The organism is Pseudomonas frederiksbergensis, from assembly GCF_003732275.1.
In the GTDB taxonomy this organism is placed as follows: domain Bacteria; phylum Pseudomonadota; class Gammaproteobacteria; order Pseudomonadales; family Pseudomonadaceae; genus Aquipseudomonas; species Aquipseudomonas frederiksbergensis_H.
This window is the reverse complement of the sequence record NZ_MOBM01000010.1, coordinates 140,724-166,650: the sequence shown is the minus strand read 5'-3', so window position 1 is coordinate 166,650 and position 25,927 is coordinate 140,724. Positions and strand designations below refer to the sequence as shown.

25 protein-coding genes, 4 tRNA genes and 2 pseudogenes are annotated in these 25,927 nt (G+C 56.8%); 10 read left to right on the top strand and 21 right to left on the bottom strand.

From position 1 onward, the window contains the following. Nucleotides 1-61 precede the first annotated feature (61 nt). From BK662_RS07515 to BK662_RS07470, 10 genes are all read right to left on the bottom strand, one after another. Nucleotides 62-1,933, bottom strand: coding sequence for a SurA N-terminal domain-containing protein (locus tag BK662_RS07515; protein ID WP_123357540.1), 1,872 nt, complete (start codon nucleotides 1,931-1,933; stop codon nucleotides 62-64). 102 nt (nucleotides 1,934-2,035) lie between these two features. Then, nucleotides 2,036-2,112, bottom strand: a tRNA-Asp gene (locus BK662_RS07510). Nucleotides 2,113-2,165: 53 nt separating this feature from the next. After that, on the bottom strand, nucleotides 2,166-2,438 hold the full coding sequence (locus BK662_RS07505; RefSeq protein WP_002552737.1) for an HU family DNA-binding protein: 273 nt from the start codon (nucleotides 2,436-2,438) through the stop codon (nucleotides 2,166-2,168). A gap of 149 nt (nucleotides 2,439-2,587) precedes the next feature. After that, nucleotides 2,588-4,984 carry an endopeptidase La gene (gene lon / locus BK662_RS07500; RefSeq protein ID WP_030130871.1) on the bottom strand — a complete coding sequence of 799 codons (2,397 nt, stop codon included), beginning with the start codon at nucleotides 4,982-4,984 and terminating at the stop codon, nucleotides 2,588-2,590. 161 nt (nucleotides 4,985-5,145) lie between these two features. After that, nucleotides 5,146-6,429, bottom strand: a complete 1,284-nt coding sequence (gene clpX, locus BK662_RS07495; protein ID WP_007946893.1) for an ATP-dependent Clp protease ATP-binding subunit ClpX — start codon at nucleotides 6,427-6,429, stop codon at nucleotides 5,146-5,148. A 112-nt stretch (nucleotides 6,430-6,541) separates the two neighbouring features. Beyond that, complete coding sequence (clpP, locus tag BK662_RS07490; RefSeq protein ID WP_007901795.1) at nucleotides 6,542-7,177, bottom strand: ATP-dependent Clp endopeptidase proteolytic subunit ClpP; 636 nt, start codon at nucleotides 7,175-7,177, stop codon at nucleotides 6,542-6,544. Between the two features lie 93 nt (nucleotides 7,178-7,270). Next, a complete protein-coding gene (gene tig / locus BK662_RS07485; protein ID WP_123357539.1) occupies nucleotides 7,271-8,581 on the bottom strand; it encodes a trigger factor in 1,311 nt (436 codons plus the stop codon). A 420-nt stretch (nucleotides 8,582-9,001) separates the two neighbouring features. Further along, nucleotides 9,002-9,086 (bottom strand) — tRNA-Leu (locus tag BK662_RS07480). A gap of 54 nt (nucleotides 9,087-9,140) precedes the next feature. Further along, a tRNA-His gene (locus BK662_RS07475) sits at nucleotides 9,141-9,216 on the bottom strand. Between the two features lie 41 nt (nucleotides 9,217-9,257). Continuing rightward, nucleotides 9,258-9,334, bottom strand: a tRNA-Arg gene (locus tag BK662_RS07470). A 279-nt stretch (nucleotides 9,335-9,613) separates the two neighbouring features. On the opposite strand from BK662_RS07470, the gene folD reads away from it, so the two are divergent. Both folD and pbpG read left to right on the top strand, forming a co-directional pair. Beyond that, on the top strand, nucleotides 9,614-10,468 hold the full coding sequence (folD, locus tag BK662_RS07465; protein WP_123357538.1) for a bifunctional methylenetetrahydrofolate dehydrogenase/methenyltetrahydrofolate cyclohydrolase FolD: 855 nt from the start codon (nucleotides 9,614-9,616) through the stop codon (nucleotides 10,466-10,468). A gap of 273 nt (nucleotides 10,469-10,741) precedes the next feature. After that, the gene (gene pbpG, locus BK662_RS07460) at nucleotides 10,742-11,680 is read left to right on the top strand and encodes a D-alanyl-D-alanine endopeptidase (RefSeq protein ID WP_123357537.1); all 939 of its coding nucleotides are present in this window, start codon (nucleotides 10,742-10,744) and stop codon (nucleotides 11,678-11,680) included. Nucleotides 11,681-11,736: 56 nt separating this feature from the next. Here pbpG and BK662_RS07455 read toward each other — a convergent pair whose 3' ends face one another. The 3 genes and pseudogenes from BK662_RS07455 to BK662_RS07445 all read right to left on the bottom strand — a co-directional run bounded on the left by BK662_RS07455 (nucleotide 11,737) and on the right by BK662_RS07445 (nucleotide 13,011). Then, nucleotides 11,737-11,961 carry a hypothetical protein gene (locus BK662_RS07455; protein ID WP_095633955.1) on the bottom strand — a complete coding sequence of 75 codons (225 nt, stop codon included), beginning with the start codon at nucleotides 11,959-11,961 and terminating at the stop codon, nucleotides 11,737-11,739. 21 nt (nucleotides 11,962-11,982) lie between these two features. After that, a pseudogene (locus BK662_RS07450) lies at nucleotides 11,983-12,189 on the bottom strand (DUF6021 family protein); the annotation flags it as partial. Between the two features lie 93 nt (nucleotides 12,190-12,282). After that, on the bottom strand, nucleotides 12,283-13,011 hold the full coding sequence (locus BK662_RS07445; RefSeq protein WP_123357536.1) for a cysteine peptidase family C39 domain-containing protein: 729 nt from the start codon (nucleotides 13,009-13,011) through the stop codon (nucleotides 12,283-12,285). A gap of 171 nt (nucleotides 13,012-13,182) precedes the next feature. Here BK662_RS07445 and BK662_RS07440 point away from each other — a divergent pair, with 171 nt between their 5' ends. Next, entirely contained in the window at nucleotides 13,183-13,353 is a 171-nt protein-coding gene (locus tag BK662_RS07440) for a hypothetical protein (RefSeq protein ID WP_187326411.1), read from the top strand. Between the two features lie 81 nt (nucleotides 13,354-13,434). On the opposite strand, the gene BK662_RS07435 is transcribed toward BK662_RS07440, so the two are convergent. Then, nucleotides 13,435-14,184: a TerC family protein gene (locus BK662_RS07435; RefSeq protein WP_123357534.1), complete on the bottom strand. Its 750-nt coding sequence runs from the start codon at nucleotides 14,182-14,184 to the stop codon at nucleotides 13,435-13,437. 28 nt (nucleotides 14,185-14,212) lie between these two features. Further along, entirely contained in the window at nucleotides 14,213-14,455 is a 243-nt protein-coding gene (locus BK662_RS07430) for a hypothetical protein (RefSeq protein ID WP_123357533.1), read from the bottom strand. 272 nt (nucleotides 14,456-14,727) lie between these two features. Here BK662_RS07430 and nhaR point away from each other — a divergent pair, with 272 nt between their 5' ends. Then, nucleotides 14,728-15,627 (top strand): transcriptional activator NhaR, encoded by a 900-nt coding sequence (gene nhaR / locus BK662_RS07425; protein ID WP_123357532.1) that lies wholly within the window; start codon nucleotides 14,728-14,730, stop codon nucleotides 15,625-15,627. 4 nt (nucleotides 15,628-15,631) lie between these two features. Here nhaR and BK662_RS07420 read toward each other — a convergent pair whose 3' ends face one another. Then, nucleotides 15,632-16,786, bottom strand: coding sequence for an MFS transporter (locus BK662_RS07420; RefSeq protein WP_123357531.1), 1,155 nt, complete (start codon nucleotides 16,784-16,786; stop codon nucleotides 15,632-15,634). Nucleotides 16,787-17,116: 330 nt separating this feature from the next. Between BK662_RS07420 and sstT the strand changes: the two genes are divergently transcribed. Further along, entirely contained in the window at nucleotides 17,117-18,367 is a 1,251-nt protein-coding gene (gene sstT, locus BK662_RS07415; protein WP_123357530.1) for a serine/threonine transporter SstT, read from the top strand. Between the two features lie 162 nt (nucleotides 18,368-18,529). Here the strand turns inward: sstT and BK662_RS07410 are convergent, their stop codons facing one another. Continuing rightward, on the bottom strand, nucleotides 18,530-19,039 hold the full coding sequence (locus BK662_RS07410) for a DUF1993 domain-containing protein (RefSeq protein ID WP_007901777.1): 510 nt from the start codon (nucleotides 19,037-19,039) through the stop codon (nucleotides 18,530-18,532). A 140-nt stretch (nucleotides 19,040-19,179) separates the two neighbouring features. Here BK662_RS07410 and BK662_RS07405 point away from each other — a divergent pair, with 140 nt between their 5' ends. Continuing rightward, a complete protein-coding gene (locus BK662_RS07405; RefSeq protein ID WP_123357529.1) occupies nucleotides 19,180-19,827 on the top strand; it encodes a YceH family protein in 648 nt (215 codons plus the stop codon). 261 nt (nucleotides 19,828-20,088) lie between these two features. Here the strand turns inward: BK662_RS07405 and BK662_RS35990 are convergent. Further along, nucleotides 20,089-20,208 (bottom strand): annotated as a pseudogene (locus BK662_RS35990) (cupin domain-containing protein); the annotation flags it as partial. A gap of 205 nt (nucleotides 20,209-20,413) precedes the next feature. Beyond that, nucleotides 20,414-21,232, bottom strand: a complete 819-nt coding sequence (locus BK662_RS07390) for a shikimate 5-dehydrogenase (RefSeq protein ID WP_123357527.1) — start codon at nucleotides 21,230-21,232, stop codon at nucleotides 20,414-20,416. A 239-nt stretch (nucleotides 21,233-21,471) separates the two neighbouring features. Here BK662_RS07390 and BK662_RS07385 point away from each other — a divergent pair, with 239 nt between their 5' ends. From BK662_RS07385 to BK662_RS07375, 3 genes are all read left to right on the top strand, one after another. Then, nucleotides 21,472-21,846 (top strand): hypothetical protein, encoded by a 375-nt coding sequence (locus tag BK662_RS07385; RefSeq protein ID WP_123357526.1) that lies wholly within the window; start codon nucleotides 21,472-21,474, stop codon nucleotides 21,844-21,846. A 194-nt stretch (nucleotides 21,847-22,040) separates the two neighbouring features. Next, a complete protein-coding gene (locus BK662_RS07380) occupies nucleotides 22,041-22,235 on the top strand; it encodes a hypothetical protein (RefSeq protein WP_007901759.1) in 195 nt (64 codons plus the stop codon). Between the two features lie 100 nt (nucleotides 22,236-22,335). Further along, nucleotides 22,336-22,518: a hypothetical protein gene (locus BK662_RS07375; RefSeq protein WP_007901757.1), complete on the top strand. Its 183-nt coding sequence runs from the start codon at nucleotides 22,336-22,338 to the stop codon at nucleotides 22,516-22,518. Here the strand turns inward: BK662_RS07375 and BK662_RS07370 are convergent. Then, nucleotides 22,515-23,576, bottom strand: a complete 1,062-nt coding sequence (locus tag BK662_RS07370; protein ID WP_123357525.1) for an AI-2E family transporter — start codon at nucleotides 23,574-23,576, stop codon at nucleotides 22,515-22,517. The two genes, BK662_RS07375 and BK662_RS07370, sit on opposite strands and share 4 nt — an antisense overlap. A 176-nt stretch (nucleotides 23,577-23,752) precedes the next feature. On the opposite strand from BK662_RS07370, the gene trhP reads away from it, so the two are divergent. Further along, nucleotides 23,753-25,078 carry a prephenate-dependent tRNA uridine(34) hydroxylase TrhP gene (trhP, locus tag BK662_RS07365; protein ID WP_123357524.1) on the top strand — a complete coding sequence of 442 codons (1,326 nt, stop codon included), beginning with the start codon at nucleotides 23,753-23,755 and terminating at the stop codon, nucleotides 25,076-25,078. Nucleotides 25,079-25,535: 457 nt separating this feature from the next. On the opposite strand, the gene BK662_RS07360 is transcribed toward trhP, so the two are convergent. Next, nucleotides 25,536-25,904, bottom strand: coding sequence for a hypothetical protein (locus tag BK662_RS07360; RefSeq protein ID WP_123357523.1), 369 nt, complete (start codon nucleotides 25,902-25,904; stop codon nucleotides 25,536-25,538). Nucleotides 25,905-25,927 lie beyond the last annotated feature (23 nt).

Genomic DNA, 25,927 nt, shown 5'->3' with positions numbered 1-25,927 from the left:
CCCATAAAAAACCCCAGCCTTTCGGCCGGGGTCTTTGTGTCGCGCAAAGCTCAGTCAAGCATCAGTAACGCTTGATCTCAGCCTCACTTTCCAACAGTTTGCGGTAGGCCGCAAAGTCTTGCTGGCCAATGCGCGAGGCGAGGAAGCGACGGTATTGAGCCTTCTCTTCTTCGGTCGGCGCAGCGGCTTCGTTCACGCCGTTCAGACGTACGATCACCAGACTACCATCGGCCAGGGTCACGTTGCTGAAGGTCGGCTTGTCTTTGGCAACCGGTTTCGGCATGCGGAACAGCGCTTGCAGCACAGTTGGGTCGACCCCTTCCTGAGCGCGAGTCGCAGCTTGAGTCACTTTCCAGTTCTGGCCATCGATCGCCTTGTCCAGGGCAGTCTTGCCATCGCGCAGGCTGACGATCAGTTGATCAGCCTTGGTCTTGGCGGCAGCACTGGCATGCTCCTTGGTCAGTTGCACACGGATGCTGGCAGCCACGCTTTCCAGCGGCAGTTGCTCAGGCTTGCGGTGCTCCTTGGCGCGCAGCACGATCACGGTTTCCGGGTCCAGCTCGATGGCGGTGCTGTTGGCACCCTCATCCAGCACTTCAGGACTGAACGCAGCGGTCACCACGGCACGGTTGGCCGTAACACCTTCGCCACCTTCACGGCCGAATGGCGCGGAGGTGTGGACGGTCAGCTTCAGGTCCTGTGCTGGCTGGGCCAGATCGGAGGCCTCGAACGAAGAGTCTTCCAATTGCTTGGTCGCCTCGACGAAACGCTGCTCGACCTGCTGGGTTTTCAGCTCGCGGGTCAGCTTGTCTTTCAGGCTGGCAAACGTCGGCACTTCGGGGGCTTCAACGCCCAGCAGCTTGATCAGGTGGAAACCGAAGTCAGTGCGAACCGGCTCCGAAACCTGATCCTTGGCCAACGAATACAGGGCTTTTTCAAACGCTGGATCGTAGACGCCTGGACCTGCATAACCGAGGTCACCGCCATTGTTCGCCGAGCCTGGATCCTGGGAGAATTCCTTGGCCAGGGCCTCGAATGTCTCGCCTTTGGCCAGACGCGCCTGCACTTCTTCGATTTTGGCCTTGGCTTGCGCCTCGGTCACCTTATCGTTCACTTCGATCAGAATATGCGCAGCCCGGCGTTGCTCGGACAGGTTCGCGGTTTCTTTCTGATACGCCGCTTGCAGGTCTTCGTCCTTGACGCTGACCTGATCAAAGAAGGACGCTTTCTTCAATTCGAGGTAATCGATGACCACCTGATCCGGCGTCATGAATTCCTTGGCGTGTTCGTCGTAGTAGGCTTTGACTTCGTCGTCAGTCAGTTTCACCGCCGCAGGATCTGCCTTGACGTTCAAGGTGGCGAAATCGCGGGTCTGTTTTTCCAGACGGGCGAAGGCCAGAACCTGTGCATCGGTGACAAAGCCGCTACCGGCCAAGCCAGCGCGCAGCTGACCGATCAACATTTCCTGAGCCAGCATCTGGCGGAATTGCAGACGGCTATAACCGAGTTGACGAATCACCTGATCGAAGCGTTCGGCGCTGAACTTGCCCTCCACCTGGAATTCAGGCGTTTGCAGGATCACCTGATCCAAAGCCGCTTCGGAGAAAGCGAATTTCGATTTTTCTGCACCTTGCAGCAGCAGTTTGCGATCGATCAGGCCTTTGAGGGCCGATTCGCGCAACATTTTTTCGTCGAGCAAGGAAGCATCGAAATCCTTGCCCAGCTGTTGCATGAGCTGACGGCGTTGCATATCGACCGCCTGGCTCAGCTCGTTCTGGCTGATTTCTTCGCCATTGACCTTGGCCGCATCATTGCTGTGCGTCGTGGCCTTAAAAATGGCGTCGAAACCGGTCAAAGCCATCAATGCAACGATGACCCCGATAATGGTCTTGGCAATCCAGCCTTGTGAATTGTCCCTGATATTCTGCAGCATGCGTCCCCCAGAAACGGTTGAACTTCAAAATTAGGCAACCGTGGAGCGTGGGTAGAATCCGGATAGAAGAAAGGCGCATCCGAGGATGCGCCTTCTCGTAACTGGCGGAGCGGACGGGACTCGAACCCGCGACCCCCGGCGTGACAGGCCGGTATTCTAACCGACTGAACTACCGCTCCGCTGCCAAGTCAGGAATGACCCCGACCCGGATAGGCAAAAACCTGAATCGAACTTAGTTGACAGCTTCTTTCAGTGCTTTACCGGCTTTGAAACCTGGTTTTTTGGCGGCGGCGATTTCCAGCGTCTTACCGGTCTGTGGGTTACGACCGATGCGAGCTGGACGATCGGTCACGGAGAAGGTACCGAAACCAACCAGAACAACAGAGTCGCCAGCCTTGAGAGCGCCAGTGACGGATTCGATTACAGCGTCCAGCGCACGGCCAGCAGCAGCTTTCGGGATATCAGCGGATGCAGCGATAGCATCAATCAGTTCCGACTTGTTCACTCTAAGTCCCCTTATATCTATTTGAGTTTGATTCTAAGTTTTTTGGTGAAAGCAAAAAAACGAGTGCTGAATGGCCTACAGACACTTAAGAGCCGCTTTATAACAAGGGCTCTAAAAAACTGTCAACAAGCCCCCCAGGCAAATGCGTACTAATGCGTGCTAATTCTTTCCTTAGAGTCAGACTCGCGTTTTTCATCCTTTGCAACGATCTCCGGAACCACATCCGGCAAGGGCTCCGGCGCGTATTGCAGCGCAATTTGCAGGACCTCGTCAATCCATTTAACTGGTTTAATCTGTAGATCTTGCTTGATATTGTCAGGAATTTCCTTCAGATCGCGTACGTTCTCTTCAGGAATGATCACCGTCTTGATTCCGCCACGGTGAGCAGCCAGCAGTTTTTCCTTCAAACCACCGATCGCCAGCACCTGACCGCGCAAGGTGATTTCGCCGGTCATGGCAACATCTGCGCGCACAGGAATGCCAGTCAATGCTGATACCAGGGCCGTGCACATGCCTACGCCGGCACTAGGGCCATCTTTCGGCGTTGCCCCTTCAGGCATATGGATATGTGTGTCGCGCTTCTCGTGGAAGTCCAGAGGAATCCCCAGGCTCTTCGCACGGCTGCGGACAACGGTCAGGGCTGCGGTGATCGATTCGACCATCACGTCACCCAGGGAACCTGTCTTGATCAACTGGCCTTTTCCCGGTACGACCGCGGCTTCGATGGTCAGCAATTCGCCGCCCACCTGGGTCCACGCCAGGCCTGTTACCTGGCCGATCTGATCCTGCGACTCAGCCAGACCGTAGCGGAATTTACGCACACCAAGGAAGTGCTCGAGCATGTCGGCAGTGACCTTCACCGAGAAGCGTTTTTCCATCGCATGCTCTTTGACTGCCTTGCGGCAAACCTTGGCAATCTGGCGCTCCAGCCCACGTACACCGGCTTCGCGGGTGTAGTAGCGGATGATGTCGCGAATTGCTTCGGCGTCGAATTCCAGCTCGCCTTTCTTCAGACCGTTGGCCGTAATCTGCTTCGGCGAAAGGTATTTGACGGCGATGTTGATCTTCTCGTCTTCGGTGTAACCCGGCAGACGAATCACTTCCATTCGGTCCAGCAGTGCCGGCGGAATGTTCATGGAGTTGGAGGTGCACAGGAACATCACATCGGACAGGTCGTAATCGACTTCCAGATAGTGATCGTTGAAGTTGTGGTTCTGCTCGGGATCGAGCACTTCCAGCAATGCCGACGCCGGATCGCCACGCATGTCGCTGCCCATTTTGTCGATTTCATCGAGCAGGAACAGCGGGTTGCGGACGCCTACCTTTGTCATCTTTTGAATCAATCTTCCTGGCATCGAACCGATATAAGTCCGGCGATGACCACGAATTTCCGCCTCATCGCGCACACCACCGAGGGCCATGCGGACGAATTTGCGGTTGGTGGCGTGAGCGATCGACTCCGCCAGAGAGGTTTTACCCACCCCTGGAGGACCAACCAGGCACAGCACAGGACCACGAATCTTCTTCACGCGCTTCTGCACGGCGAGGTATTCGAGGATCCGCTCTTTGACTTCTTCCAGACCATAATGGTCGGCGTCGAGAATGTCTTCGGCACGAGCGAGGTCCAGACGCACCTTGCTCTGGGCCTTCCACGGCACTTGAACCAGCCAGTCGATGTACGAACGCACCACCGTCGCTTCCGCGGACATTGGCGACATTTGCTTGAGTTTGTTCAGTTCGGCCTGAGCCTTGGCCAACGCGTCTTTCGGCAGACCAGCGGCATCGATACGCTTTTTCAGCTCTTCGATTTCGTTGTGGCCTTCGTCGCTGTCGCCCAGTTCTTTCTGAATGGCCTTCATCTGCTCATTCAGGTAGTACTCGCGCTGGCTGCGCTCCATTTGCTTTTTAACGCGGCCACGAATGCGTTTTTCGACTTGCAGCAGATCGATCTCGGCATCCAGCAACGCCAGAACGTGCTCGACCCGGGCCGACAAATCGATGATTTCGAGGATTTCCTGCTTCTGCTCGATCTTCAGGGCCATGTGCGCAGCCATGGTGTCCACCAGGCGGCCTGGCTCATCGATGCTGTTAAGCGACGACAGGACTTCAGCGGGGACTTTCTTGCCCAGCTGCACATATTGTTCGAACTGAGCCAGCAGGCTGCGGACAAACACTTCCGACTCGCGCTCAGGCGCGTCGGCTTCGTCGATCAGCGAAACTTCGGCACGACAGTGGCCGTCGACTTCGCTGAAGCGCTCCACGGCGCCCCGCTGCTCGCCTTCGACAAGAACCTTGACCGTGCCGTCAGGCAGCTTGAGCAGCTGCAGAACGGTAGCGATGGTACCTACGCGATAAAGTGCTTCTTCACCGGGATCGTCGTCAGCAGGATTTCGCTGAGCCAGCAGAAGGATCTGCTTGTCGCCCGTCATCGCTGCCTCGAGGGCTTCGATGGATTTCTCGCGCCCCACGAACAGCGGGATAACCATGTGCGGATAAACCACGACATCTCGCAATGGCAGGAGAGGCAATTCGATGGTTGTCTTCATGATTTCGCCTCTACGGCGGCCATAAGGCCGTAAACAGATGGAAGTAAGCTTGAAACCAAGATGGGGGCTGTTTTCAAAAAAAACAAGCGCAAATAAATTGTTAAAACGCGTTAAAAGCAAAGGGGCCCGAAGGCCCCTTCTTTATTTCAGCAGTGTGACGCTTAGGCGTCTGGCGCTGCTTTGGCAGCCGGCTCACTGTTTTCGTAGATATACAGTGGCTTGGACTTGCCTTCTATAACGCTTTCATCGATCACTACTTTACTCACCTCGGACTGCGAGGGGATTTCATACATAGTGTCGAGCAATACACCTTCGAGAATCGAGCGCAGCCCACGGGCACCGGTTTTACGTTCCAGCGCACGTTTAGCGACCGATTTCAGCGCGTCGGCCCGGAATTCCAGGTCCACACCTTCCATCTCGAACAGCTTGGCATACTGCTTGGTCAGAGCATTTTTCGGCTCGGTGAGAATCTGCATCAACGCAGCCTCATCAAGCTCGTCCAGCGTGGCAAGTACCGGCAGACGACCGACGAATTCCGGGATCAGACCGAACTTGACCAAATCGTCAGGTTCGACTTCACGCAGGGACTCACCGACTTTCTTGCCTTCTTCCTTGCTGCGAACTTCCGCGTTGAAACCGATGCCACCCTTGGTGGAACGGTTTTGAATAACCTTTTCCAGACCGGAGAACGCACCACCGCAGATGAACAGGATGTTACGGGTGTCGACCTGAAGGAATTCCTGCTGCGGATGCTTGCGACCACCCTGAGGCGGAACGGAAGCGACCGTGCCTTCGATCAACTTGAGCAGGGCCTGCTGCACGCCTTCACCGGAAACATCCCGGGTGATCGACGGGTTGTCAGACTTGCGCGAGATTTTGTCGATCTCATCGATATAGACAATGCCCATCTGGGCTTTTTCTACATCGTAATCGCACTTCTGCAGCAGCTTCTGAATGATGTTCTCGACATCTTCACCGACATAACCCGCCTCGGTGAGGGTGGTTGCGTCGGCAATCGTGAACGGAACGTTCAGCAAGCGGGCCAGTGTTTCGGCAAGCAGGGTTTTACCCGAGCCTGTCGGGCCGATCAGCAAGATGTTGCTCTTGCCGAGTTCGACGTCGTCATTCTTTTTGTCACGCTGGTTCAGGCGCTTGTAGTGGTTGTACACCGCTACGGCCAGAACCTTTTTCGCACGCTCCTGACCAATCACGTACTGATCAAGGATGCCGCTGATTTCTTTAGGCGAAGGCAATTTATGCGCGCTGCTTTCGGCCTGGGCTTCCTGCACCTCCTCACGGATGATGTCATTGCACAGGTCGACGCACTCGTCGCAGATAAAGACCGAGGGGCCGGCAATCAATTTGCGTACTTCATGCTGGCTTTTGCCACAGAAGGAGCAATAGAGCAGCTTGCCGTTGTCCTCGCCGTTGCGGGTGTCAGTCATTCGTTCGATCCAAATCCGATAGGCTTGCAACACAAGATGAAGGCTATTGCGGGCTTTTTCAAGCCCGCTGGTGATCGGACCCGCCGACCAACCTTATTTTGAGCTGCTTATTTTAAGCAGGGCGCTGGTTGATCACTTCATCGATCAACCCGTATTCACGCGCTGCTTCTGCACTCATGAAATTATCGCGGTTGGTATCGCGCTCGATTTCTTCAAGAGTACGCCCGCTATGCTTGGCCATCAGCGTGTTGAGACGCTCACGAATGAAGAGGATTTCCTTGGCATGGATTTCGATATCCGAGGCCTGGCCCTGGAAACCGCCCAGTGGCTGGTGAATCATCACACGCGAGTTCGGCAGGCAGTAACGCTTGCCTTGGGCACCGGCCGTCAGTAGAAACGCACCCATGCTGCACGCTTGACCGATACAGGTGGTCGACACGTTTGGCTTGATGAACTGCATGGTGTCGTAGATCGACATACCCGCCGTCACCGAACCGCCCGGCGAGTTGATATAGAGATGGATGTCCTTGTCCGGGTTTTCCGCTTCAAGGAACAGCAGTTGCGCACAGATCAGGTTGGCCATGTAGTCCTCTACCGGACCAACCAGAAAAATCACTCGCTCCTTGAGAAGGCGCGAGTAGATGTCATAGGCGCGCTCGCCACGAGCAGATTGCTCGACAACCATCGGGACCAGGCCGCCTGCGGCCTGGATATCAGAGTTCTGCTGAATATACGAATTACGGAACATGCTCTGCAGTCACTCCCAAATAGTTATGTCTTGAATACGCATAAGCCAGCACGAAGGCTGGCTTATGGTGTGTACTTCTTACCGCAAAAACAATCAGTCGGCTTGTGGAGCTTCTACCGGCTTGACCGCTTCTTCGTAAGAGACCGATTTGTCGGTCACGCTAGCTTTCTGCAGAACAGTATCCACAACTTGTTCTTCCAGCACAACCGAACGGACTTCGTTCAGTTGCTGGTCGTTCTTGTAGTACCAAGACACAACCTGCTCAGGCTCCTGGTAAGCCGAAGCCATTTCCTGAATCATCTCGCGAACGCGGGCTTCGTCAGGCTTGAGGTCGAATTGCTTGACCACTTCAGCCACGATCAGACCCAGCACAACGCGGCGCTTGGCTTGTTCTTCGAACAGCTCGGCCGGCAGTTGGTCAGGCTTGATGTTGCCGCCGAACTGCTGAACAGCCTGCACGCGCAGACGGTCGACTTCGTTGGACAGCAGAGCCTTTGGCACTTCGATCGGGTTGGTGGCCAGCAGACCGTCCATAACCTGATTCTTGACCTTGGACTTGATCGCCTGACGCAGTTCGCGCTCCATGTTCTTGCGAACTTCGGTACGGAAGCCTTCCAGACCGGTTTCCTTGATGCCGAATTGAGCGAAGAACTCTTCGGTCAGCTCTGGCAGTTTAGGCTCGGAAACGGTGTTCACGGTGACGGTGAACTCAGCGGTTTTGCCTGCCAGGTCGAGGTTCTGGTAGTCCTCTGGGAAGGTCAGGTTCAGAACGCGCTCTTCGCCGGCTTTAGCGCCGACCAGACCGTCTTCGAAACCAGGGATCATGCGGCCGGAACCCAGCACCAGCTGGGTGCCTTTGGCGGAACCGCCAGCGAACACTTCACCGTCGACTTTGCCGACGAAATCGATGTTCAGCTGGTCTTCGTTCTGAGCGGCGCGATCGGCCACTTCGAAACGGGTGTTCTGCTTGCGCAGGACTTCCAGCATCTTGTCCAGATCGGCATCAGCCACGTCAGCGCTCAGGCGCTCAACGGTGATACCTTCGAAACCGGCAACGGTGAACTCCGGGAACACTTCGAAAATTGCGACGTATTCCAGATCTTTACCAGCTTCCATCGATTTAGGTTCGATCGAAGGAGCGCCAGCCGGGTTCAGCTTCTGCTCAACAACAGCTTCATAGAAGGAAGACTGGATCACATCGCCCACGGCTTCTTGACGTGCATCAGCACCGAAACGGCGCTTGATTTCACTCATAGGCACTTTGCCTGGACGGAAGCCAGCGATCTTGGCCTTTTGGGCAGTCTGCTGCAGACGCTTGTTGACCTGAGTCTCGATGCGCTCAGCCGGCACGGTGATGCTCATGCGGCGCTCAAGAGCAGAAGTATTTTCAACAGAAACTTGCATGGATATTCCTCGTTGCACAGACGTTAGCCGGCCGTTTCCGACCCCAGAATCAAGGGCATGCATTCTAGTGGGTCAAACTCAAGAAGTCACCCTACTGAAAACGGGTAAAAAAGCAGCAGGCAGTTTATAGGCGGGGGACAAACGGTTGTGCCTCGCCCTGTTAGCAAATACAGCCAGTCATGCCGGGGCTCTGTACCAATCCTTCTATATATAGAAAGAATCGGCAATCCATCCCTGACAGCCGACCCCGCGAGGGGACCGACGGGCGAATCGGCATCATCGAGAAACATAAATTCGACGACCTACCGCCCTTTCAACCCGAACATGCGGTTGCTTTGAAAATTCAGACCTCTAAAACAAAAACGGCGCAGCCCTTTTCAGGTGCTGCGCCGTTTTCTGCTATTAAATAGCTGTTTGTAATGGTGCGGACGGAGAGACTCGAACTCTCACACCTTGCGGCGCTGGAACCTAAATCCAGTGTGTCTACCAATTCCACCACATCCGCATCAAGCTTTTAAAGCAAAGGCGCCAGACTGTTAATCTGGCGCCTTTCTAAATATGGGGTGGACGAAGGGGATCGAACCCTCGACAACGGGAGTCACAATCCCGTGCTCTACCAACTGAGCTACGCCCACCATATTGCCATGTTGCTTTACTTGTGCCAAAGCTGCCTAATTGGCGCACCCGGCAGGACTCGAACCTGCGACCATCCGCTTAGAAGGCGGATGCTCTATCCAGCTGAGCTACGGGCGCCTTGTTAATCTGTATTCTTGGACGATTACAAACTAAGTGCTTTCAGTCTCACCGAATTAAACATCAACTCTGCTCGACCTTCTTAACCAGTGCTAGGCTGTGCCCGACAAGTGCGACGAATGTTATAGGTGAGCCTGAAGGTCGTCAACTCTTTTTTAAAAAAAATTCATTTAATTAAAGGGGTTAGGGGAATTTGCAGACCAAGCGCCTTTGCCCTCACCTCATGACATGCGAGAATGCGTTCTCTTTTTTTCCCCTCTCGATGGTTAATCACGCGCAATGACTGCACAACTAATCGACGGCAAATCGATCGCCGCCAGCCTGCGCCAGCAGATCGCCAAACGAGTCGCCGAGCGTCGCCAGCAAGGTTTGCGCACGCCCGGCCTCGCGGTGATCCTGGTCGGCAGCGATCCTGCCTCTCAGGTTTATGTCTCGCACAAGCGTAAAGACTGTGAAGAGGTCGGCTTCCTTTCCCAAGCCTACGACCTGCCTGCCGAAACCACTCAAGAAGCATTGACCGACCTGATCGATCGCCTGAACGACGACCCGGCGATTGACGGCGTTCTGCTTCAGCTGCCTTTACCTGAACATCTGGACGCCTCCAAATTGCTGGAGCGCATTCGTCCTGACAAGGACGTCGACGGTTTCCACCCTTATAACGTCGGCCGTCTGGCCCAGCGCATTCCGCTGCTGCGCCCATGCACACCTAAAGGCATCATGACGTTGCTGGAAAGCACCGGTGCCGATCTATACGGGATGAACGCGGTCATTGTCGGGGCTTCCAACATCGTTGGACGTCCAATGGCGATGGAACTGCTGCTGGCCGGCTGCACCGTGACCGTTACCCACCGTTTCACCAAGGACCTGGCGGGCCATGTCGGTCGCGCCGACCTGGTAGTGGTTGCCGCCGGTAAGCCGGGCCTGGTCAAAGGTGAATGGATCAAGCAAGGCGCGATCGTGATCGACGTCGGCATCAATCGTCAGGAAGACGGCAAACTGGTCGGTGACGTGATCTACGAAACCGCTCTGCCCCGCGCTGGCTGGATCACTCCGGTACCGGGCGGCGTTGGTCCGATGACCCGCGCCTGCCTGCTGGAAAACACGCTGTACGCTGCGGAAACACTGCACGGCTGAGTTCACGCTTGCTTGCAGCGCCGCATAAAAGAACCCCGCCAATCGCGGGGTTTTTTTCGCCCGCAGAAAAAGCTCGACCACCGACAGGTCAGAGATCGGGAAGCTGGAAAGCCAGATTGATACAAAATTGATACAGCATTAAAAATAATTCATCTTTGGCCCTTTGTTTACAGGCGCCTATGGCTTTCCTGGCACATACTCCTAAAATGCGTCGCTTTTCAAAGAAACAGCCCGTTACAAAACGGTATATCCACCCTTCATGAGTCCACCAGCGTGAAAATCCGTCTTTCAATCCTGAGCTTGTTTTTTGCGTTTACAGGGACTTTCACCACGCAAACGGTCAACGCCGCTGAAACCATCGAGGCGCCCCGAAACATTTCACAACTGAAGATCGCTTCCGGCAGTGCCTTGCTGATGGATATGCAAACCAACAAAGTCATTTATGCCAGCAACCCTGACGTCGTCGTGCCAATCGCGTCCGTCAGCAAACTGATGACTGGTCTGGTGGTGGTAGAAGCCCGGCAAAATATGGACGAATTCCTTTCCGTCAACATCAGTGACACCCCGGAAATGAAAGGCGTGTTTTCCCGAGTCAAACTCAAAAGCGAATTGCCGCGCCGGGAGATGCTGCTGATTGCCCTGATGTCATCGGAAAACCGTGCTGCCGCGACGCTGGCCCATCACTATCCGGGCGGTTATGTCGCGTTCATTGCCGCCATGAACGCTAAAGCCAAAGCGCTGGGCATGACCAGCACCCACTTTGTCGAACCGACGGGCCTCTCCCCCCGCAATGTGTCCACCGCCCGCGACCTGAGCAAATTGCTGATCGCTGCGCACAAGTACCCGCTATTGACTGAGCTGAGCACCACCAAGGAAAAAACCGTTTCTTTCCGTAAACCCAACTACAGCCTGGGTTTCCGCAATACCGACCATTTGATCAACAAGCCGAACTGGGACATCAAACTGACCAAGACCGGTTTCACCAACGAGGCCGGTCACTGCCTGGTGCTGGTCACCAGCATGGGTAATCGTCCGATGGCACTGGTGATTCTCGATGCCTTCGGCAAGTACACGCACTTTGCCGATGCCAGCCGTATTCGCAGCTGGGTCGAAACCGGCAAGAGCGCCGACGTGCCGTCCGTAGCGCTGCAGTACAAATCTGAAAAGAACCTCAAGCATCGCCAAAGCGGTGTGGTTGAAGCCTCGAAATAACGTCGTATCGCCTGCAAACGAAAGCCCCGATTATTCGGGGCTTTTTTTGTCCTGGATTAATCATTGGGCAGCGGCATTTGATCGTCATCCGGAATGCCATCCCCAGCGCTCGGGTCTTTCCAACCCTGCGGATGCTTTGTCGGCACTACTGTCGGTCTGGCCAACGGGTCCCTTAACGGGCTGTCCGGATCCATCACCGGATCCAGATCCGCCTCGGGGGTTGTTGGAACACTGTCTGGAGGATCTGGACGTTTGTCGTCGAAGCTCGAATCGGTAGACATATGCACCTCACAGTAGGACTTGGGTTTCAGATCGCCAAGTGGATCATAAGGTTTCGCAGGGGCCTTCTTGCCCTCTTCACCCGGTTTTATATCCCTGGGCGCCTTGGCGGGCCCGATGGGATCGACCTGAGGATCGGCGACGTCTGGAGAATCGGGGTCGAACCCCAACTCATTATCGGACGAATGCTCAGACGAGTGCGGGCCGGTGGGGGTATTGGAATGTGCCATGGCGCCTCCTGATCTTGGGCACGGAAAAATCCGGGCCCTCTACCTGAGACTCCAGCATAGGGTGGGGGTGCCATGCCGATGACGAGCGGAAACTTACTTCGCGGTCAGCGCCTTCTTCGCCCGGGCTGCCGCCTGTTCCTGACCTGACTGGGCAAGATCGCTCGCCGCTTTCAGCCAACGCGACTGATCGACATTGGCCGGAATCTGGTCCGGCTTCTGGATCAATACGCCCCAACCACCGGCATTCTCGAACGCCGATTCAAAGGCGCTGAACCCCATCAGCAGCCGACGATCCATCCCGGCGCGCAGCAACACGGTCTGCTTCTGACGGTTGTAACCGGCGAGAATGGCGTATCGGGGCTCCGCCCAGAACGCCGAGCCTTCGGTGAAGCGCACCATTACCGGATAACCGGCAGCAACCTGGGCCAGCAGCGCCGGCAAATGGCTGTCGAGGGGATAGACCACCATCCCGTACTCGCGCGCGAGGTTCTGCATGTTCTGCTGCAAGCGGTCTTCTGCACCCGGCAAATGCAGAGGTTTGTCGAGCAACCCCGGGGTAATCACGATGCCCTGCTGGGACAGCAGGCTGGCCAGCACCTGAGGCCCGCTTTGATAATTTTGCCCTCGGTAAAACGTACCGCTGAGTTCGACCCGCTCCGGCAGACGTTTGATCTCAGGCGCCACGCTCCCCGCACAGCCAGCCAAGCCGGCAACACAGCCAACGATCAATACCAAAGATCGAATTCGAGAAAATACCCGCACCATCATCACTCTCTTGTTCAGACGCCAGGTATTCACACTCCTGGCTTGGCCGTCGATCATAGGATGCCGCGCGGCAGCGGTATAGCCTTAACCGGCAGTTGATTGCATTCGATAGAGCGAACTGGTTGGTGGCAGACGACCTTTGGTCAATTGTCTGAAATACAGCAGCGGCTAAACTGTCATTTACCAAGGAAGAGTGTGTGCCCGATGCAGGGCAAAGAGGAGGCACTGATGAGCCTGACAATGACCATTGTAATGTTGATTTCCGGCTGGCTGGCCGTGGCCGCTGCCATGCTGTGGGGCGTTTTGCGTATTACCCGCCGGCACCATCACCACCCGGTTCAATCGGCGCCTGTGGCGAAAACCGATCAGCCGGCTGCCCACCCCGCCACCGCGCACTGACTGGCGCGCTTTTCAATCGTACAAACAAAAACGGCCGCCTGGCCTCTTTCGAGTTCAGGCGGCCGTTTCGTTTAACGAAGGTTAAGCTTCAGCGGCGATGCGCTTCTGCCTGGCCCGACGCGACAACATGTTCAAGCCTTCGATCGTGGCCGAGAACGCCATGGCCGCGTAGACGTAGCCTTTCGGTACGTGGGCGCCAAAACCTTCGGCGATCAGCGTCATGCCGATCATGATCAGGAAGCCCAGTGCCAGCATCACCACCGTCGGATTGTCGTTGATGAACTTGGCCAGAGGGTCAGCCGCCAGCAACATCACCAGTACCGACACCACCACCGCAATGATCATGATCGGCAAATGCTCGGTCATGCCCACAGCAGTAATGATGCTGTCGATGGAAAACACCATGTCCAGCAGCAGGATCTGACCGATCGCAGCGGCAAAGCCCAGGGTCACAGTCGACGTGGCCGACGTCGGATCATCCGGCGCCGGGTCCATGCTGTGATGGATCTCGGTGGTCGCTTTCCACAACAGGAACAGGCCACCCGCGATCAGGATCATGTCCTTCCAGGAGAACGCCTGGCCGAGAATCTCGATCACAGGCTCCGTCAGCTGGACGATGAATGCGATGGTGCTCAACAGGGCCAGGCGCAGGATCAACGCCATGCCGATACCGATGCGCCGCGCCTTCTGGCGATGCTGTTCGGGCAGCTTGTTGGTGAGGATCGAGATGAAGATCAGGTTATCGATGCCGAGCACGATTTCCATCACCACCAGCGTGGCCAGGGCGACCCAGGCAGTGGGGCTTGCAGCAAGTTCTAAAAGGTATTCCATGGGTCAGTCCTGACTCGTTGTAGACGGTTTAGATTTCCTGGGACGAAGATTCGGATTTATCCGTCTCTTGGGCCGCTTGTTCTTTCTTGCTGATTAAACCGCCCGTGGCATCGCTGAGCGCTTGCTCGGCCGCTTTGTGGGTATCGTCAATCGCCTGTTTGGCGGTTTCGGCGGCCTTGCCCATCAATTGCTGAGCACTTTTCTCGGCCTGGTCGCAACCGGCCAGCACCAGTAAAGACGTAATCAGTAGCGCCGTGGTTTTAAGCTTCATGATGCTTCCCTCGATAGAACAGACAGAACCGAAAAGGCGATCCGTCGATAGCGAGGCATTCTAAGGAAGCAAACACTTCAGGAAAATTCGTATTTTTAGCGGTTATACTTCGGTTTTAACGAATCAAGATAGTGTATGGCGTACGCCCGTAGGAGCTGTCGAGTGAAACGAGGCTGCGATCTTTTGTTTTTTAACGAGCAAGATCAAAAGATCGCAGCCTCGTTTCACTCGACAGCTCCTACAAATGATGTGAACCAGGAATTTCACCAAACATGTTGAATTATCGACAGCTGCATTACTTCTGGGTGGTGGCCAAAACCGGCAGCATCGTACGCGCCTGTGAGCAGTTGAATCTGACGCCACAGACCATCAGCGGGCAGATTTCCCTGCTCGAGCAAACCTATGGCATCGAGTTGTTTCGCCGGGTCGGCCGGCAGCTGGAACTCACCGAAGCCGGGCGTCAGACCCTGCCCTACGCCGAGCAGATGTTTCAACTCGGTGGCGAGCTGGAGTTGATGCTGCGGGCGCAGCCCAATGAACAACAGATTCTGTTTCGAGTGGGCGTTGCCGATGTGGTGCCCAAATCCATCGTCTACCGCCTGATCGCGCCGACCATGGAGTTGAGCGAACCGCTGCGTATCACCTGTCGCGAAGACAAACTGGAACGCTTGCTTGCCGACCTGGCGATTCAGCGCCTGGACCTGGTGATCTCCGACAGCCCGATGCCCTCGCATCTGGACATCAAGGGCTACAGCCAGAAACTCGGCGAATGCGGCATCAGCTTCTTCGCCACCGCCGAACTGGCGGCGCGATATGGCCAGGACTTCCCCCGCAGCCTGCACGGCGCCCCACTGCTGATTCCCGGGCCGGAAACCGTGGTGCGCAGTCGCTTGCAACGCTGGTTTGCCGAACAGCAGATCCAGCCACAGATTGTCGGCGAGTTCGACGACAGCGCCTTGATGCAGGCTTTCGGCCAATCCGGCAGCGGGATATTCATCGGCCCGAGCGTGATTGCCGACGAATTGAAACGCCAATGCGGCGTGGAGTTGATCGGCCAGACCGATGCGGTGCGCGAGTCGTTCTACGCCATCTCGGTGGAACGCAAGGTCAAGCACCCCGGCATTGTCGCCATTACCGAAGGTGCCCGACGCGAGCTGTTCACCGCGATGTGAGGCCTCAGGCGCAGATTTCGCGAGGTTTGAAGGTCATTAGCGCCATCGCCAACAGGATCGAGACAAGGATAAACCCGGCCGCCGCGAAACCCAGACCGCTCAGACCCACACTGTCGATCACCCGCCCACCGACCATCGCGCCCAGACCGATTCCGAGGTTGGCCCCGGCAATGTTCAGCGATGCAGCAAAGGCCGGAGCCTCAGGCGCAGCCTTCATCAGGCGCACGTGGCTGACCAGGAACAGCGCAGCCTGAGTCACGCCCCAAATCCCCATGGCTGCTGCCAGACCGAGGGGTGAATGAATGTTCGGCACCAGCGCCACCATGCCGGCGATCATGAAAGCACAGAACGTCACCGAAGCAATTAGCGGATGCCGATCCACCGCGCGACCGCCCAATGAATTGCCGATCAAGCCGACCGCACCGAAGCCCATCAGGCACCAGCCAACCACCGTGCCGTTGAAACCCGCCAGCCGCTCAAGAATGTCCGCCAGGTAGGTGTAAGCGGTGAACATGCCGCTGAACACCAGGATCGATAACAACACATGCCCCAACATCAACGGGCTGCGCAGGATTTTGAACTGCGAACGGAAGCTCACCTGATGCTGGTGCAGGTTGGTTTTCGGCAGGTAGATAAACAGCAGCAGCGCCTTGGCAAAGGCGATCACCGCCAGAATGCCGAAAGCACTGCGCCAGCCGAACGCATCGGAGATCAGCGTACCCACCGGAATGCCGAACACCGTGGCGCAGACAATGCCAAAACCGATCTTGGAGATGGCCCGCCCGGCGTAGTCCGGTCCGACGATGTCCACCGCGGTTTCACTGGCCAACGCCCAGAACACCGGCAACCCCAGCGCCGGAATCAACCGGGCAATGGCCATCACCCAAATGTTCGGCGCAAACGCCGCGAGGGTATTGGCCAGGCCGAACATGATCAGCACGCTGATGAACAGTTTGCGGCGTTCAAACCTTGCAAAGTATGCGGTCAGGAACGGCCCGAAAGCGGCGACGGTAAAGGCGAACAAGGTCACCAGCAAACCCGCTTGAGGGATGCTGACGTCCAGATCACGGGCGATTGCCGGCAACAGGCCGACGATGATGAATTCCGTGGTCAGCACCGTAAAACCGGCGGCGGACAACAGAAGAATGGGCAACAGCATGCAGAACTCCAGAAAAACGACGACACCAGCGACAACCCGAAGGCTCACTGGCAGAACTTGAAAATGAGGATGGCGCAGCTTAACAGAGTGTTTCCGGACGAGGTTGCACGAACCTGCAAATCGCGCTGAGCAATCGGGTGGCAGATCGTCACAGGTCTGAAGGATCACGGCTATGCTGTGATAAAGTCCGCGGCCTGCGGTACTTACACTTTGCTCATCGGCCATTCATTGGCATTGATGTAGCGACCCTTCGGTTCCCTCCATGTGGCCTGCCCGGCTTTTTGCTGCATGAGCAGAACCCTGCACCCTAATAAAATCAGAGATGCCGTTATGACCGCTTCATCCCCTTCTCTCTTGCAACGCCTGAAACGCAGCAGCCTGGTCACGCAGATCATCATCGGCCTGATCGCCGGGATTGCCTTGGCCCTGTTCGCACCTGAGCTGGCCAAATCCACCGCCTTCATTGGCAAAGTGTTCGTCTCGGCGCTCAAGGCTGTCGCGCCGATTCTGGTGTTCGTGCTGGTCATGGCGTCGATTGCCAACCACAAGCACGGCCAGGAAACCCATATCCGGCCGATTCTGTTTCTGTACCTGCTGGGCACCTTCGCGGCAGCTGTCGTGGCGGTGGTCGCCAGTACACTGTTTCCGTCGAGTCTGGTACTGGCTACCCAGGATGTTGCGGTGACCGCACCGGGCGGCATTAGCGAAGTGCTGCAAAGCCTGGCACTGAGCGTGGTCGATAACCCGGTCAGCGCGCTGATGAACGCTAACTTCATCGGCATTCTCGCTTGGGCCATCGGCATGGGTATCGCGATTCGCCACGCCGGCGAGACGACGCGCGAAGTACTGGGCGATCTGTCCAATGGCGTGACCTTGATCGTGCGTCTGGTGATTCGCTTTGCGCCGCTGGGGATCTTCGGCCTGGTGGCCTCGACCCTCGCCACCTCCGGTTTCGGTGCCTTGATCGGTTACATGCATCTGCTGGCCGTGTTGCTGGGCTGCATGCTGTTCGTGGCACTGGTGATGAACCCGGCCATTGTGTTCTGGAAGCTGCGTCGCAACCCGTATCCGCTGGTACTCACCTGCCTGCGCGAGAGCGGCATCACTGCCTTCTTCACCCGCAGTTCGGCGGCGAACATTCCGGTCAACCTGGAGTTGAGCAAGCGCCTGGGCCTGCACGAAGATACCTATTCGGTGTCGATCCCGCTCGGCGCCACCATCAACATGGCCGGCGCGGCAATCACCATCACCGTGCTGACCCTGGCTGCCGTGCATACCCTGGGCATCGCCGTGGATATTCCAACGGCCATCCTGCTCAGCATTGTCGCGGCGATCTGTGCCTGTGGCGCCTCGGGCGTGGCCGGCGGTTCGCTGTTGCTGATTCCGCTGGCGTGCAGCCTGTTCGGCATCCCGAGCGAAATCGCCATGCAGGTAGTGGCGGTCGGCTTCATTATCGGTGTGTTGCAGGACTCGGCGGAAACCGCGCTGAACTCCTCCACCGACGTGCTGTTCACCGCGGCCGCGTGCCAGGGTGAGGAACAAAAGACCCAGAAAGCCCGGGAAGCCCAGCGTCTGGCATAAAAAGATCAAAAGATCGCAGCCTTCGGCAGCTCCTACATTGGATCGGCGTACACCCTGTAGGAGCTGCCGAAGGCTGCGATCTTTTAGCGATAGCCGCAGCAACACATGAAAAAAAGCCCGCCAAGGCGTAAACCTTGGCGGGCTTTTTTGTACCTGGGCGGTTTAGAACGCGCCCATGTAATCGCGCTTGCCCACTTCCACACCGTTGTGACGCAGCAGTGCGTAAGCGGTGGTCACGTGGAAGAAAAACTGCGGCAAACCGTAGCTCAGCAGGTAGGCCTGGCCAGTGAAGCGCTTCTCTTTAGGCGTGCCTGGACGGGTAACGATCTCGATGCCTTCCTTGCCGTCGATCTGCTCGGGTTTGATCTCGCCGATGAAGGCCAGGACCTTGGCGATCAGCGCTTGCAGTTCGGCGAAGGTGGTTTCGGTGTCGTCATATTTCGGCAGTTCGACTTCAGCCAGACGCGCCGAAACGCCTTTGGCGAAATCAACGGCGATCTGCACCTGACGCACCAGCGGGAACATGTCCGGGTACAAACGGGCTTGCAGGAACGCGTTCGGATCAATGTTTTTCGCGGTAGCGTGGGCTTCGGCCTTGCTCAGGTTGTTGCTCAGGGCATTGAGCATTTGCTGGAAAACCGGAACGGAAGCGGCGTACAGGGAAATAGTCATGATGGTCTCGTGTGGTGACAGGAGTAAAAACGTGGAGCGATTATAGCCATGCCCGGCCGCCCTGCGGCTTGTCTTTTATCCTGCAAGGATTAGGCTAGGCGGCTTCGACTGCATGCTTCGACTGCATAGGGAAAAGCGCGATGAGCACTGAGCAAGAAACGACCTCCGACGAACCGCGGCTTAACAGCACGGAAATTCGCATTCTGGGCTCGTTGATCGAGAAACAGGCCACCAGCCCGGAAACCTATCCGCTGACGCTTAATGCGCTGGTGATTGCCTGCAACCAGAAAACCAGCCGCGAACCGGTGATGAACCTCAGCCAGGGCCAGGTCGGCCAGAGCTTGCGCGCACTGGAAGGTCGCGGTTTTACCAGACTGGTGATGGGCAGCCGTGCCGACCGTTGGGAGCATCGGGTCGACAAGGCGCTGGAACTGGTGCCGGCGCAGGTGATTCTGACGGGGTTGTTGTTCCTGCGTGGCCCGCAGACGGTCAACGAACTGCTGACCCGCAGCGGCCGCATGCACGACTTCGAAGATGCCGAACAGGTGGTGCATCAACTGGAGCGCTTGATCGCCAGAGGTCTGGCGCTGTTGATCCCGCGTCAGGCTGGCCAGCGCGAAGACCGTTACATGCATGCGTTGGGCGATCCGGCGGATATCGAAGCGATCCTGGCTGCCCGGCAGAATCCGGCGGAACGTGGCACCAGTAGCGGTGTGTCGGTTGAGCGAATCGAAGAGCTTGAAGCGCGGATTGCGGCGCTGGAAGAGCGCTTGGCACGCCTCGAATAATCACTTGTTCGCGATGTACCGAGGTCCTTGTGGCGAGGGAGCTTGCTCCCGCCGGGTCGCGAAGCGGCCCCAAACCTGTCAACGCATTACGTCTGGCACACCGGGTTTGCCTGTCTTGCGACTGCTTCGCAGCCGAACGGGGGCAAGCTCCCTCGCCACGGGTCCGCGTTCAACCCTGAATGGCTACTCGCCGTCCCAATAATCCACGCCATCGGCCTGCCTGGCGACGGCGACGAAGCCCGAAGCATTGCCCTGGGCCCGTTGCTGGCCGATGCGGTCCAGGCGTTGCTGATAGCGGCTGGCGGCATCACCGGTGGGGGCAAAGTCTTCGGGCAGCGGCAAGAGTTCGACCTGATCCAGGTAGAGAATGGCGGGATGCATGAAACCTCGGTCACGGTGGCTGAAGAGCAAGTCTGCGCTTGCTGGTGGCCAGTATAGGCGGGGGATATTTGCGGGCAAGCCAGGACAGCCTGGAAACCGGGTCGCGGCAATCGCGAGCAGGCTCGCTCCCACAAGTTCAGCGCTGACCTTGTGGGAGCGAGCCTGCTCGCGAAGAGGTCGGTCAGCCGACAAATAATAAGGAGGATCAGCCCCGAGCAAACGCCACGGCCTTCTGGAATTGCTCATCGGTCGGCCGCACACCGGTGTACAGCACGAACTGTTCCAGCGCCTGGATCGCAATCACTTCCAGCCCGGTGATCACCCGCTTGCCTTCGGCACGACCGCGCACGATCAATGGTGTTTCCGAGGGAATCGCCACCACATCGAAGACAGTTTCGGCCGCAGCGATAGCATCAGGCTCGAACGCCAGTTGATCGGCTTCCGGCCCGCCGGTCATGCCGATGGGCGTGACGTTGATCAGCATCTGCGGGCGCTGGCCCCCCAGTTCCGCCTGCCATGGGTAATCCAACGATTCAGCCAAAGCACGCCCGGCGCGCTCGTTCCGGGCCACGATCAGGCCGTTTTTGTAGCCACCATCGCGCAAGGCGCTAGCCACAGCCTTGGCCATGCCGCCACTGCCGCGCAGGGCAAAGGTCGAATCCTTGGGAACCTGATGAGTTTCGAGCAACTGAGCGATGGCGATGTAATCGGTGTTGTAGGCCTTGAGGTGACCGTTGGTGTTGACGATAGTGTTGATCGATTGAATAGCCCCAGCCGATGCATCCAGCTCATCGACCAAGGCGATACAGGCTTCCTTGAATGGCATCGACACCCCGCAACCCCGGATGCCCAAGGCGCGGATGCCGCCAACGGCGCCCGGCAAGTCCTTGCTGCTGAAGGCTTTGTAGTAAAAATTCAGGCCCAGTTGTTCGTACAGATGGTTATGAAACCGCAGTCCGAAATTGCCGGGGCGCCCCGAGAGTGACATGCACAGCTGAGTGTCTCTGTTGGGGTTCATCTGCATTCGAATCTCCTTCAATAGCACTTTCGGATGGACGGGATTAGCCACTCCACCGGTTCTGATTGATCATAAAAGCCAGTCTGCACCTGGCACACAGCCGTAAAGAAGCCGGTACAGACCTTACACAAAATTTACCCAACGGCTGTGCTGATTTTCAAAAAAATACTGTCTTAGAAGTATCCCCGCGACAACTTGTGTCTATTGCAGACGCGAGCGCCGGGTCGAAGAACCGAGGACTTATCATGATCCGTAAAATCCCCACAGTAGCCTTGCTGATCGGTGCTCTTGCTATCGCAGGGCAGGCAGAAGCAGGTGGTCATGGTCATGGCGGCTGGGAAGGTCCGGCTGTGTTTGGTGCGATCGTCGGCTCGGCAATCATTGGCTCAGCAATAATCGGCCGCGACCGTCCAGTGTATGTGGAGCAACCGGTCTACGTTCAGCCACAACCGGTGTACGTGCAGCCACCGCCTGTTTATTACCAACCGGCGCCGGCCTACGTTCAACAACCGATGTATTACCGCCCGGCACCGATCTATTACGGTCCGCCACGCGGCTATGGTCCACCACGCGGCTATTACGGCCCTCCCCATGGTTATTATCGTGGCGACCGCTGGTAACACGCTCATCAGGCCCCGCTTTACAAGCGGGGCCTTTTTTGTGACCACTGGCAGGACGAAGTCTGAATAAATCTCGTCAAGGTCGCTGTCGGGACAGTACCGGCAGGTAAAGTTGGTCATATTTATGTCATGTCCGATCCGCAAGCTTGGATCTGTCCGTAAACAACAGGTTGATAAAAACAAGGACGACCTTCATGCCCACACAAAACCCGCATCGCATTGTCGGCTTGTGCACTTCCGGCAAGGTGTACAACGCACTGACCGAACTCAAACACCTGGAAGGCCATCGCAGCGCAAAATTCCTCTCGCTGCTGGCAGAAAACCTGGTGCGCAAAGGCCTGCTCAATGAGCAGGAAGTGGTGCATATGCTCGATCTGGTGGTGGATTGACCGCAGAACTCATTGGCATCAATGACGACTATCGAAAGCGTTGATTGTCCGTTCAAGCGTCCGATCCGTAAGGTAGCTCCATAGATTAATGGAGGTACTTATGGCCCAGGTCCAGATCATGTCAGTTATCGGCAGCGCCGTTCCCGCACAACTCAGAGCGCGGGGATTGCTTGCCTGTTGGTATCTGGTTCAGGACGGCGAACCGATCAGCGGCCCGCTCACCTCGCTTCCCGCCGCCCAAGCCTTGTCACAACGTATCGACTCAGGCCAGCTCAGCGCTTAAGGCAGTTGAACCTTGGGCTTGGAATCGATGAAAATCGCCCAGCTCGACACGAACAGCGCCGCGATCAACGGCCCGATGACAAAACCGTTCAGGCCAAAAAGCGCCAGGCCGCCCAGGGTCGAGATGAGGATCAAGTAGTCCGGCATTTTGGTGTCCTTGCCCACCAGAATCGGTCGCAGGACGTTGTCCACCAGGCCGATCACGAACACCCCGAACAAGGTCAGCACCGTGGCCTGCCAGATCGCGCCGCTGAACAGGAAATATGCCGCCACCGGTATCCAGACGATCCCTGCGCCCACCGCTGGCAACAGCGACAGAAACGCCATCAACACCGCCCAGAGCAGCACGCTCGGGATGCCCAGAAACCAGAAAATAAAACCACCCAATGCCCCTTGCGTGATCGCCACCACCACATTGCCCTTCACCGTGGCCCGCACCACTCGATTGAACTTCAGTTGCAAACGACGTTTCTGGTTGTCTTCCAGCGGTATCGCCGCACGTACTTTACGTGCCAGTTCGGACCCGTCCCGCAGGAAGAAAAACAGCAGGTACAGCATGACGAAAAAGCTCACCACGAATTCGAACGTGCCCTGACCAAAGTTGAACGCCTTGGTCGCGACAAACTGGCTGCCTTGCATTGTGCTCTTGATGATGTTCTCCCGAAGCCCGCTCAGCTCACCCATGCCGAAACGGTCGAGCAAGTACTGAACATATGGCGGCAGACTGTGCTTGAACTGCGACACATACCCGGCGATGTCCAGTTCACCGCTTTCGATTCGGTTGTACAGCGCCGCGCCTTCCTGAACCAGCAAGGTACTGATGGTGATTACCGGCAGGATCGCGATCACCACACAGAGACTCAAGGTGAACAGGGCCGTCAGGTTGCGTGGCCAGCCGAACCTCTGTTGCAACTGATGCTGCAAGGGCGAAAAAAGAATGCCGAGGATGACCGCCCAGAACACCGCGCCATAGAGCGGCAGCAGAATCCATACGAAGGCAATGCTCACCAGCGTCAGCAAGACCATCAACGATGTGTTTTGCAGCTTCGTTTCGTTCATGTCCGATCCATGTCAGTGCGCAGGGGCGCCGTTTGCACGTACTGATATTTAGTCCGCCATGGTTCGCGCGAGTGCCATCTGTTTGTTCACCAAGCATAGATCCAGATCAATAAACCCCGCGGGCAAGCCGCTTACCCTTGCCGGCTTTTGCGATCGACACTGCCATGACCAGCGCTATGACGCTTACGCCCCCAGAATTGCTCGCCCCCGCCGGCACCCTGAAGAACATGCGTTATGCCTTCGCCTATGGCGCCGACGCGGTGTACGCCGGCCAGCCGCGCTACAGCCTGCGGGTGCGCAACAACGAATTCGATCACGCCAACCTCGCGCTCGGCATTGCCGAGGCCCAGGCTCAGGGCAAGCGCTTTTATGTGGTGGTGAATATCGCCCCGCACAACGCCAAGCTCAAAACGTTCTTGAAGGACCTGGAACCGGTGATGGCCATGGCGCCGGACGCGCTGATCATCTCCGACCCCGGCCTGATCATGCTGGTGCGTCGGCACTTCCCGCAGATGCCGATCCACCTGTCAGTGCAGGCCAACACGGTGAACTGGGCCAGCGTCGAGTTCTGGCAGCAACAGGGCTTGAGCCGGATCATCCTGTCCCGCGAATTGTCGCTGGAAGAGATCGCCGAAATCCGCCAGCACGTCCCGGCGATGGAGCTCGAAGTGTTCGTCCACGGCGCCTTGTGCATGGCCTATTCCGGGCGCTGCCTGTTGTCAGGCTATATGAACAAGCGCGACGCCAATCAGGGCAGCTGCACCAACGCCTGTCGCTGGAAATACTCGGCGACGCCGGCCAGCGAAAATCAGCTCGGTGAGATCGTTCAACAGTTCCGGCCCGAACCGACCTTGGGCATCGGTGCGCCGACCGATCAAGTATTCCTGTTGCAAGAAGCCAATCGCCCTGACGAACTGATGCCGGCGTTCGAGGATGAACATGGCACGTACATCATGAACGCCAAGGACCTGCGCGCCGTCCAGCACGTCGAGCGTCTGACACAGATGGGCGTGCATTCATTGAAGATCGAAGGTCGGACCAAATCGCACTTCTATTGCGCGCGCACCACTCAGGTGTATCGCCGCGCGATCGATGATGCGGTGGCTGGCCGAGCGTTCGATCGCAGCCTGATGACCGATCTCGAGTCCCTGGCCCAGCGCGGCTACACCGAAGGTTTTTTGCGTCGGCATGTGCATGACGAATATCAGAACTACCAGAATGGCAGCTCGGTTTCAGAGCGCCAGCAGTTCGTGGGCGGGCTGACCGGCGAACGCCGGGATCAGCTGGCCGAAGTGCGGGTGAAGAATCGTTTTGGTCTAGGCGATCACCTGGAACTGATGACCCCTCAGGGCAACTTCCATTTTGATTTGCATCAGCTGCAGAACGTCAAAGGCGAAGCGATTGAAGTGGCGCCCGGAGACGGGCACACGGTGTATTTGCCGATTCCGGATGCGGTGGATTTGCGCTTTGGGTTGTTGATGCGGGATGTGGGCGCGAATTAAAAGCTCGTCAAAAACAAGGCGCCAATTCTGTGGCGTCTGCGTATCAAATACTGTCACGACACTGTCGCCCAGGTGCGCAATAAATAAGTGAGGTAATAACACGGATGGATTTGCCAGGACCGAAGTAAATCATGGCTTGTACATCAACGCGGCATCCCGACTCGCGGTCTTTGACCACGAGGACAATGACAACTGCTTGTACTAAGTCTGGAAAGACGGCGCGTTTCGACGCGCAACCAGACTGACTTTATGTCGCGAACGTTCACGGTCCAAGAGCAAACAGTGAAAAGGCTGGGCACCGCATGCCGGGACCGAATGCACATAGGATGTGCGACAGACCCCGGCATCGCACCTACTTCACGCTCAAAACGTTGGCGAAAACATTACCCAGGCCAAACTGCAGATGGAATTTACCTCCACGAAAACGCCTTGCTGTACAGCAAAATAAATATAGCCTTCAGCGATCCAATAAGCATTTCAAACGCCCCTCTAAAACGGTCGCCGAATAATTCGCCACGTCCATCGCCAGGCCGGCCTCCGCCAGCGCCTCCAGCAAGGCCGCTTGCGCCTCGAAGCGCAGCCCGCGCTTAAGCTTTCGCGCTGCGTGCATTTGATCCAGCAACACATGGGTCACTTGATAAGGGGGGCTTATTTTCAGGCGCTGTAGCCAGACGGGAAGTTCCTTTTCGATTTTACGTTGCCTGACATCCGCGACACCCGTCGCCTTATCTGGAAATGTATTTTTTGAAACCGCCACTATCTCTTCAAATACATCAGTCAACTTCTTTAATATATAACCCAGCATCAAATCATCAAAGGCGATCAATACTCACGCTCCATTGCGCCGGA

Excerpts from the sequence above, each read along its gene's own strand:
- sstT (WP_123357530.1), top strand. The coding sequence starts at position 17,117 with ATGACCGCTTCATCCCCTTCTCTCTTGCAACGCCTGAAACGCAGCAGC.
- BK662_RS07385 (WP_123357526.1), top strand. The coding sequence starts at position 21,472 with ATGATCCGTAAAATCCCCACAGTAGCCTTGCTGATCGGTGCTCTTGCT.
- BK662_RS07430 (WP_123357533.1), bottom strand. The coding sequence starts at position 14,455 with ATGAAGCTTAAAACCACGGCGCTACTGATTACGTCTTTACTGGTGCTG.
- BK662_RS07445 (WP_123357536.1), bottom strand. The coding sequence starts at position 13,011 with ATGATCGACGGCCAAGCCAGGAGTGTGAATACCTGGCGTCTGAACAAG.
- BK662_RS07515 (WP_123357540.1), bottom strand. The coding sequence starts at position 1,933 with ATGCTGCAGAATATCAGGGACAATTCACAAGGCTGGATTGCCAAGACC.
- folD (WP_123357538.1), top strand. The coding sequence starts at position 9,614 with ATGACTGCACAACTAATCGACGGCAAATCGATCGCCGCCAGCCTGCGC.
- BK662_RS07370 (WP_123357525.1), bottom strand. The coding sequence starts at position 23,576 with ATGAACGAAACGAAGCTGCAAAACACATCGTTGATGGTCTTGCTGACG.
- BK662_RS07455 (WP_095633955.1), bottom strand. The coding sequence starts at position 11,961 with ATGTCTACCGATTCGAGCTTCGACGACAAACGTCCAGATCCTCCAGAC.
- clpX (WP_007946893.1), bottom strand. The coding sequence starts at position 6,429 with ATGACTGACACCCGCAACGGCGAGGACAACGGCAAGCTGCTCTATTGC.
- BK662_RS07435 (WP_123357534.1), bottom strand. The coding sequence starts at position 14,184 with ATGGAATACCTTTTAGAACTTGCTGCAAGCCCCACTGCCTGGGTCGCC.
- tig (WP_123357539.1), bottom strand. The coding sequence starts at position 8,581 with ATGCAAGTTTCTGTTGAAAATACTTCTGCTCTTGAGCGCCGCATGAGC.
- BK662_RS07405 (WP_123357529.1), top strand. The coding sequence starts at position 19,180 with ATGAGCACTGAGCAAGAAACGACCTCCGACGAACCGCGGCTTAACAGC.
- BK662_RS07440 (WP_187326411.1), top strand. The coding sequence starts at position 13,183 with ATGAGCCTGACAATGACCATTGTAATGTTGATTTCCGGCTGGCTGGCC.
- BK662_RS07410 (WP_007901777.1), bottom strand. The coding sequence starts at position 19,039 with ATGACTATTTCCCTGTACGCCGCTTCCGTTCCGGTTTTCCAGCAAATG.
- clpP (WP_007901795.1), bottom strand. The coding sequence starts at position 7,177 with ATGTTCCGTAATTCGTATATTCAGCAGAACTCTGATATCCAGGCCGCA.
- BK662_RS07380 (WP_007901759.1), top strand. The coding sequence starts at position 22,041 with ATGCCCACACAAAACCCGCATCGCATTGTCGGCTTGTGCACTTCCGGC.
- nhaR (WP_123357532.1), top strand. The coding sequence starts at position 14,728 with ATGTTGAATTATCGACAGCTGCATTACTTCTGGGTGGTGGCCAAAACC.
- BK662_RS07375 (WP_007901757.1), top strand. The coding sequence starts at position 22,336 with ATGGCCCAGGTCCAGATCATGTCAGTTATCGGCAGCGCCGTTCCCGCA.
- BK662_RS07390 (WP_123357527.1), bottom strand. The coding sequence starts at position 21,232 with ATGCAGATGAACCCCAACAGAGACACTCAGCTGTGCATGTCACTCTCG.
- BK662_RS07420 (WP_123357531.1), bottom strand. The coding sequence starts at position 16,786 with ATGCTGTTGCCCATTCTTCTGTTGTCCGCCGCCGGTTTTACGGTGCTG.
- trhP (WP_123357524.1), top strand. The coding sequence starts at position 23,753 with ATGACGCTTACGCCCCCAGAATTGCTCGCCCCCGCCGGCACCCTGAAG.
- lon (WP_030130871.1), bottom strand. The coding sequence starts at position 4,984 with ATGAAGACAACCATCGAATTGCCTCTCCTGCCATTGCGAGATGTCGTG.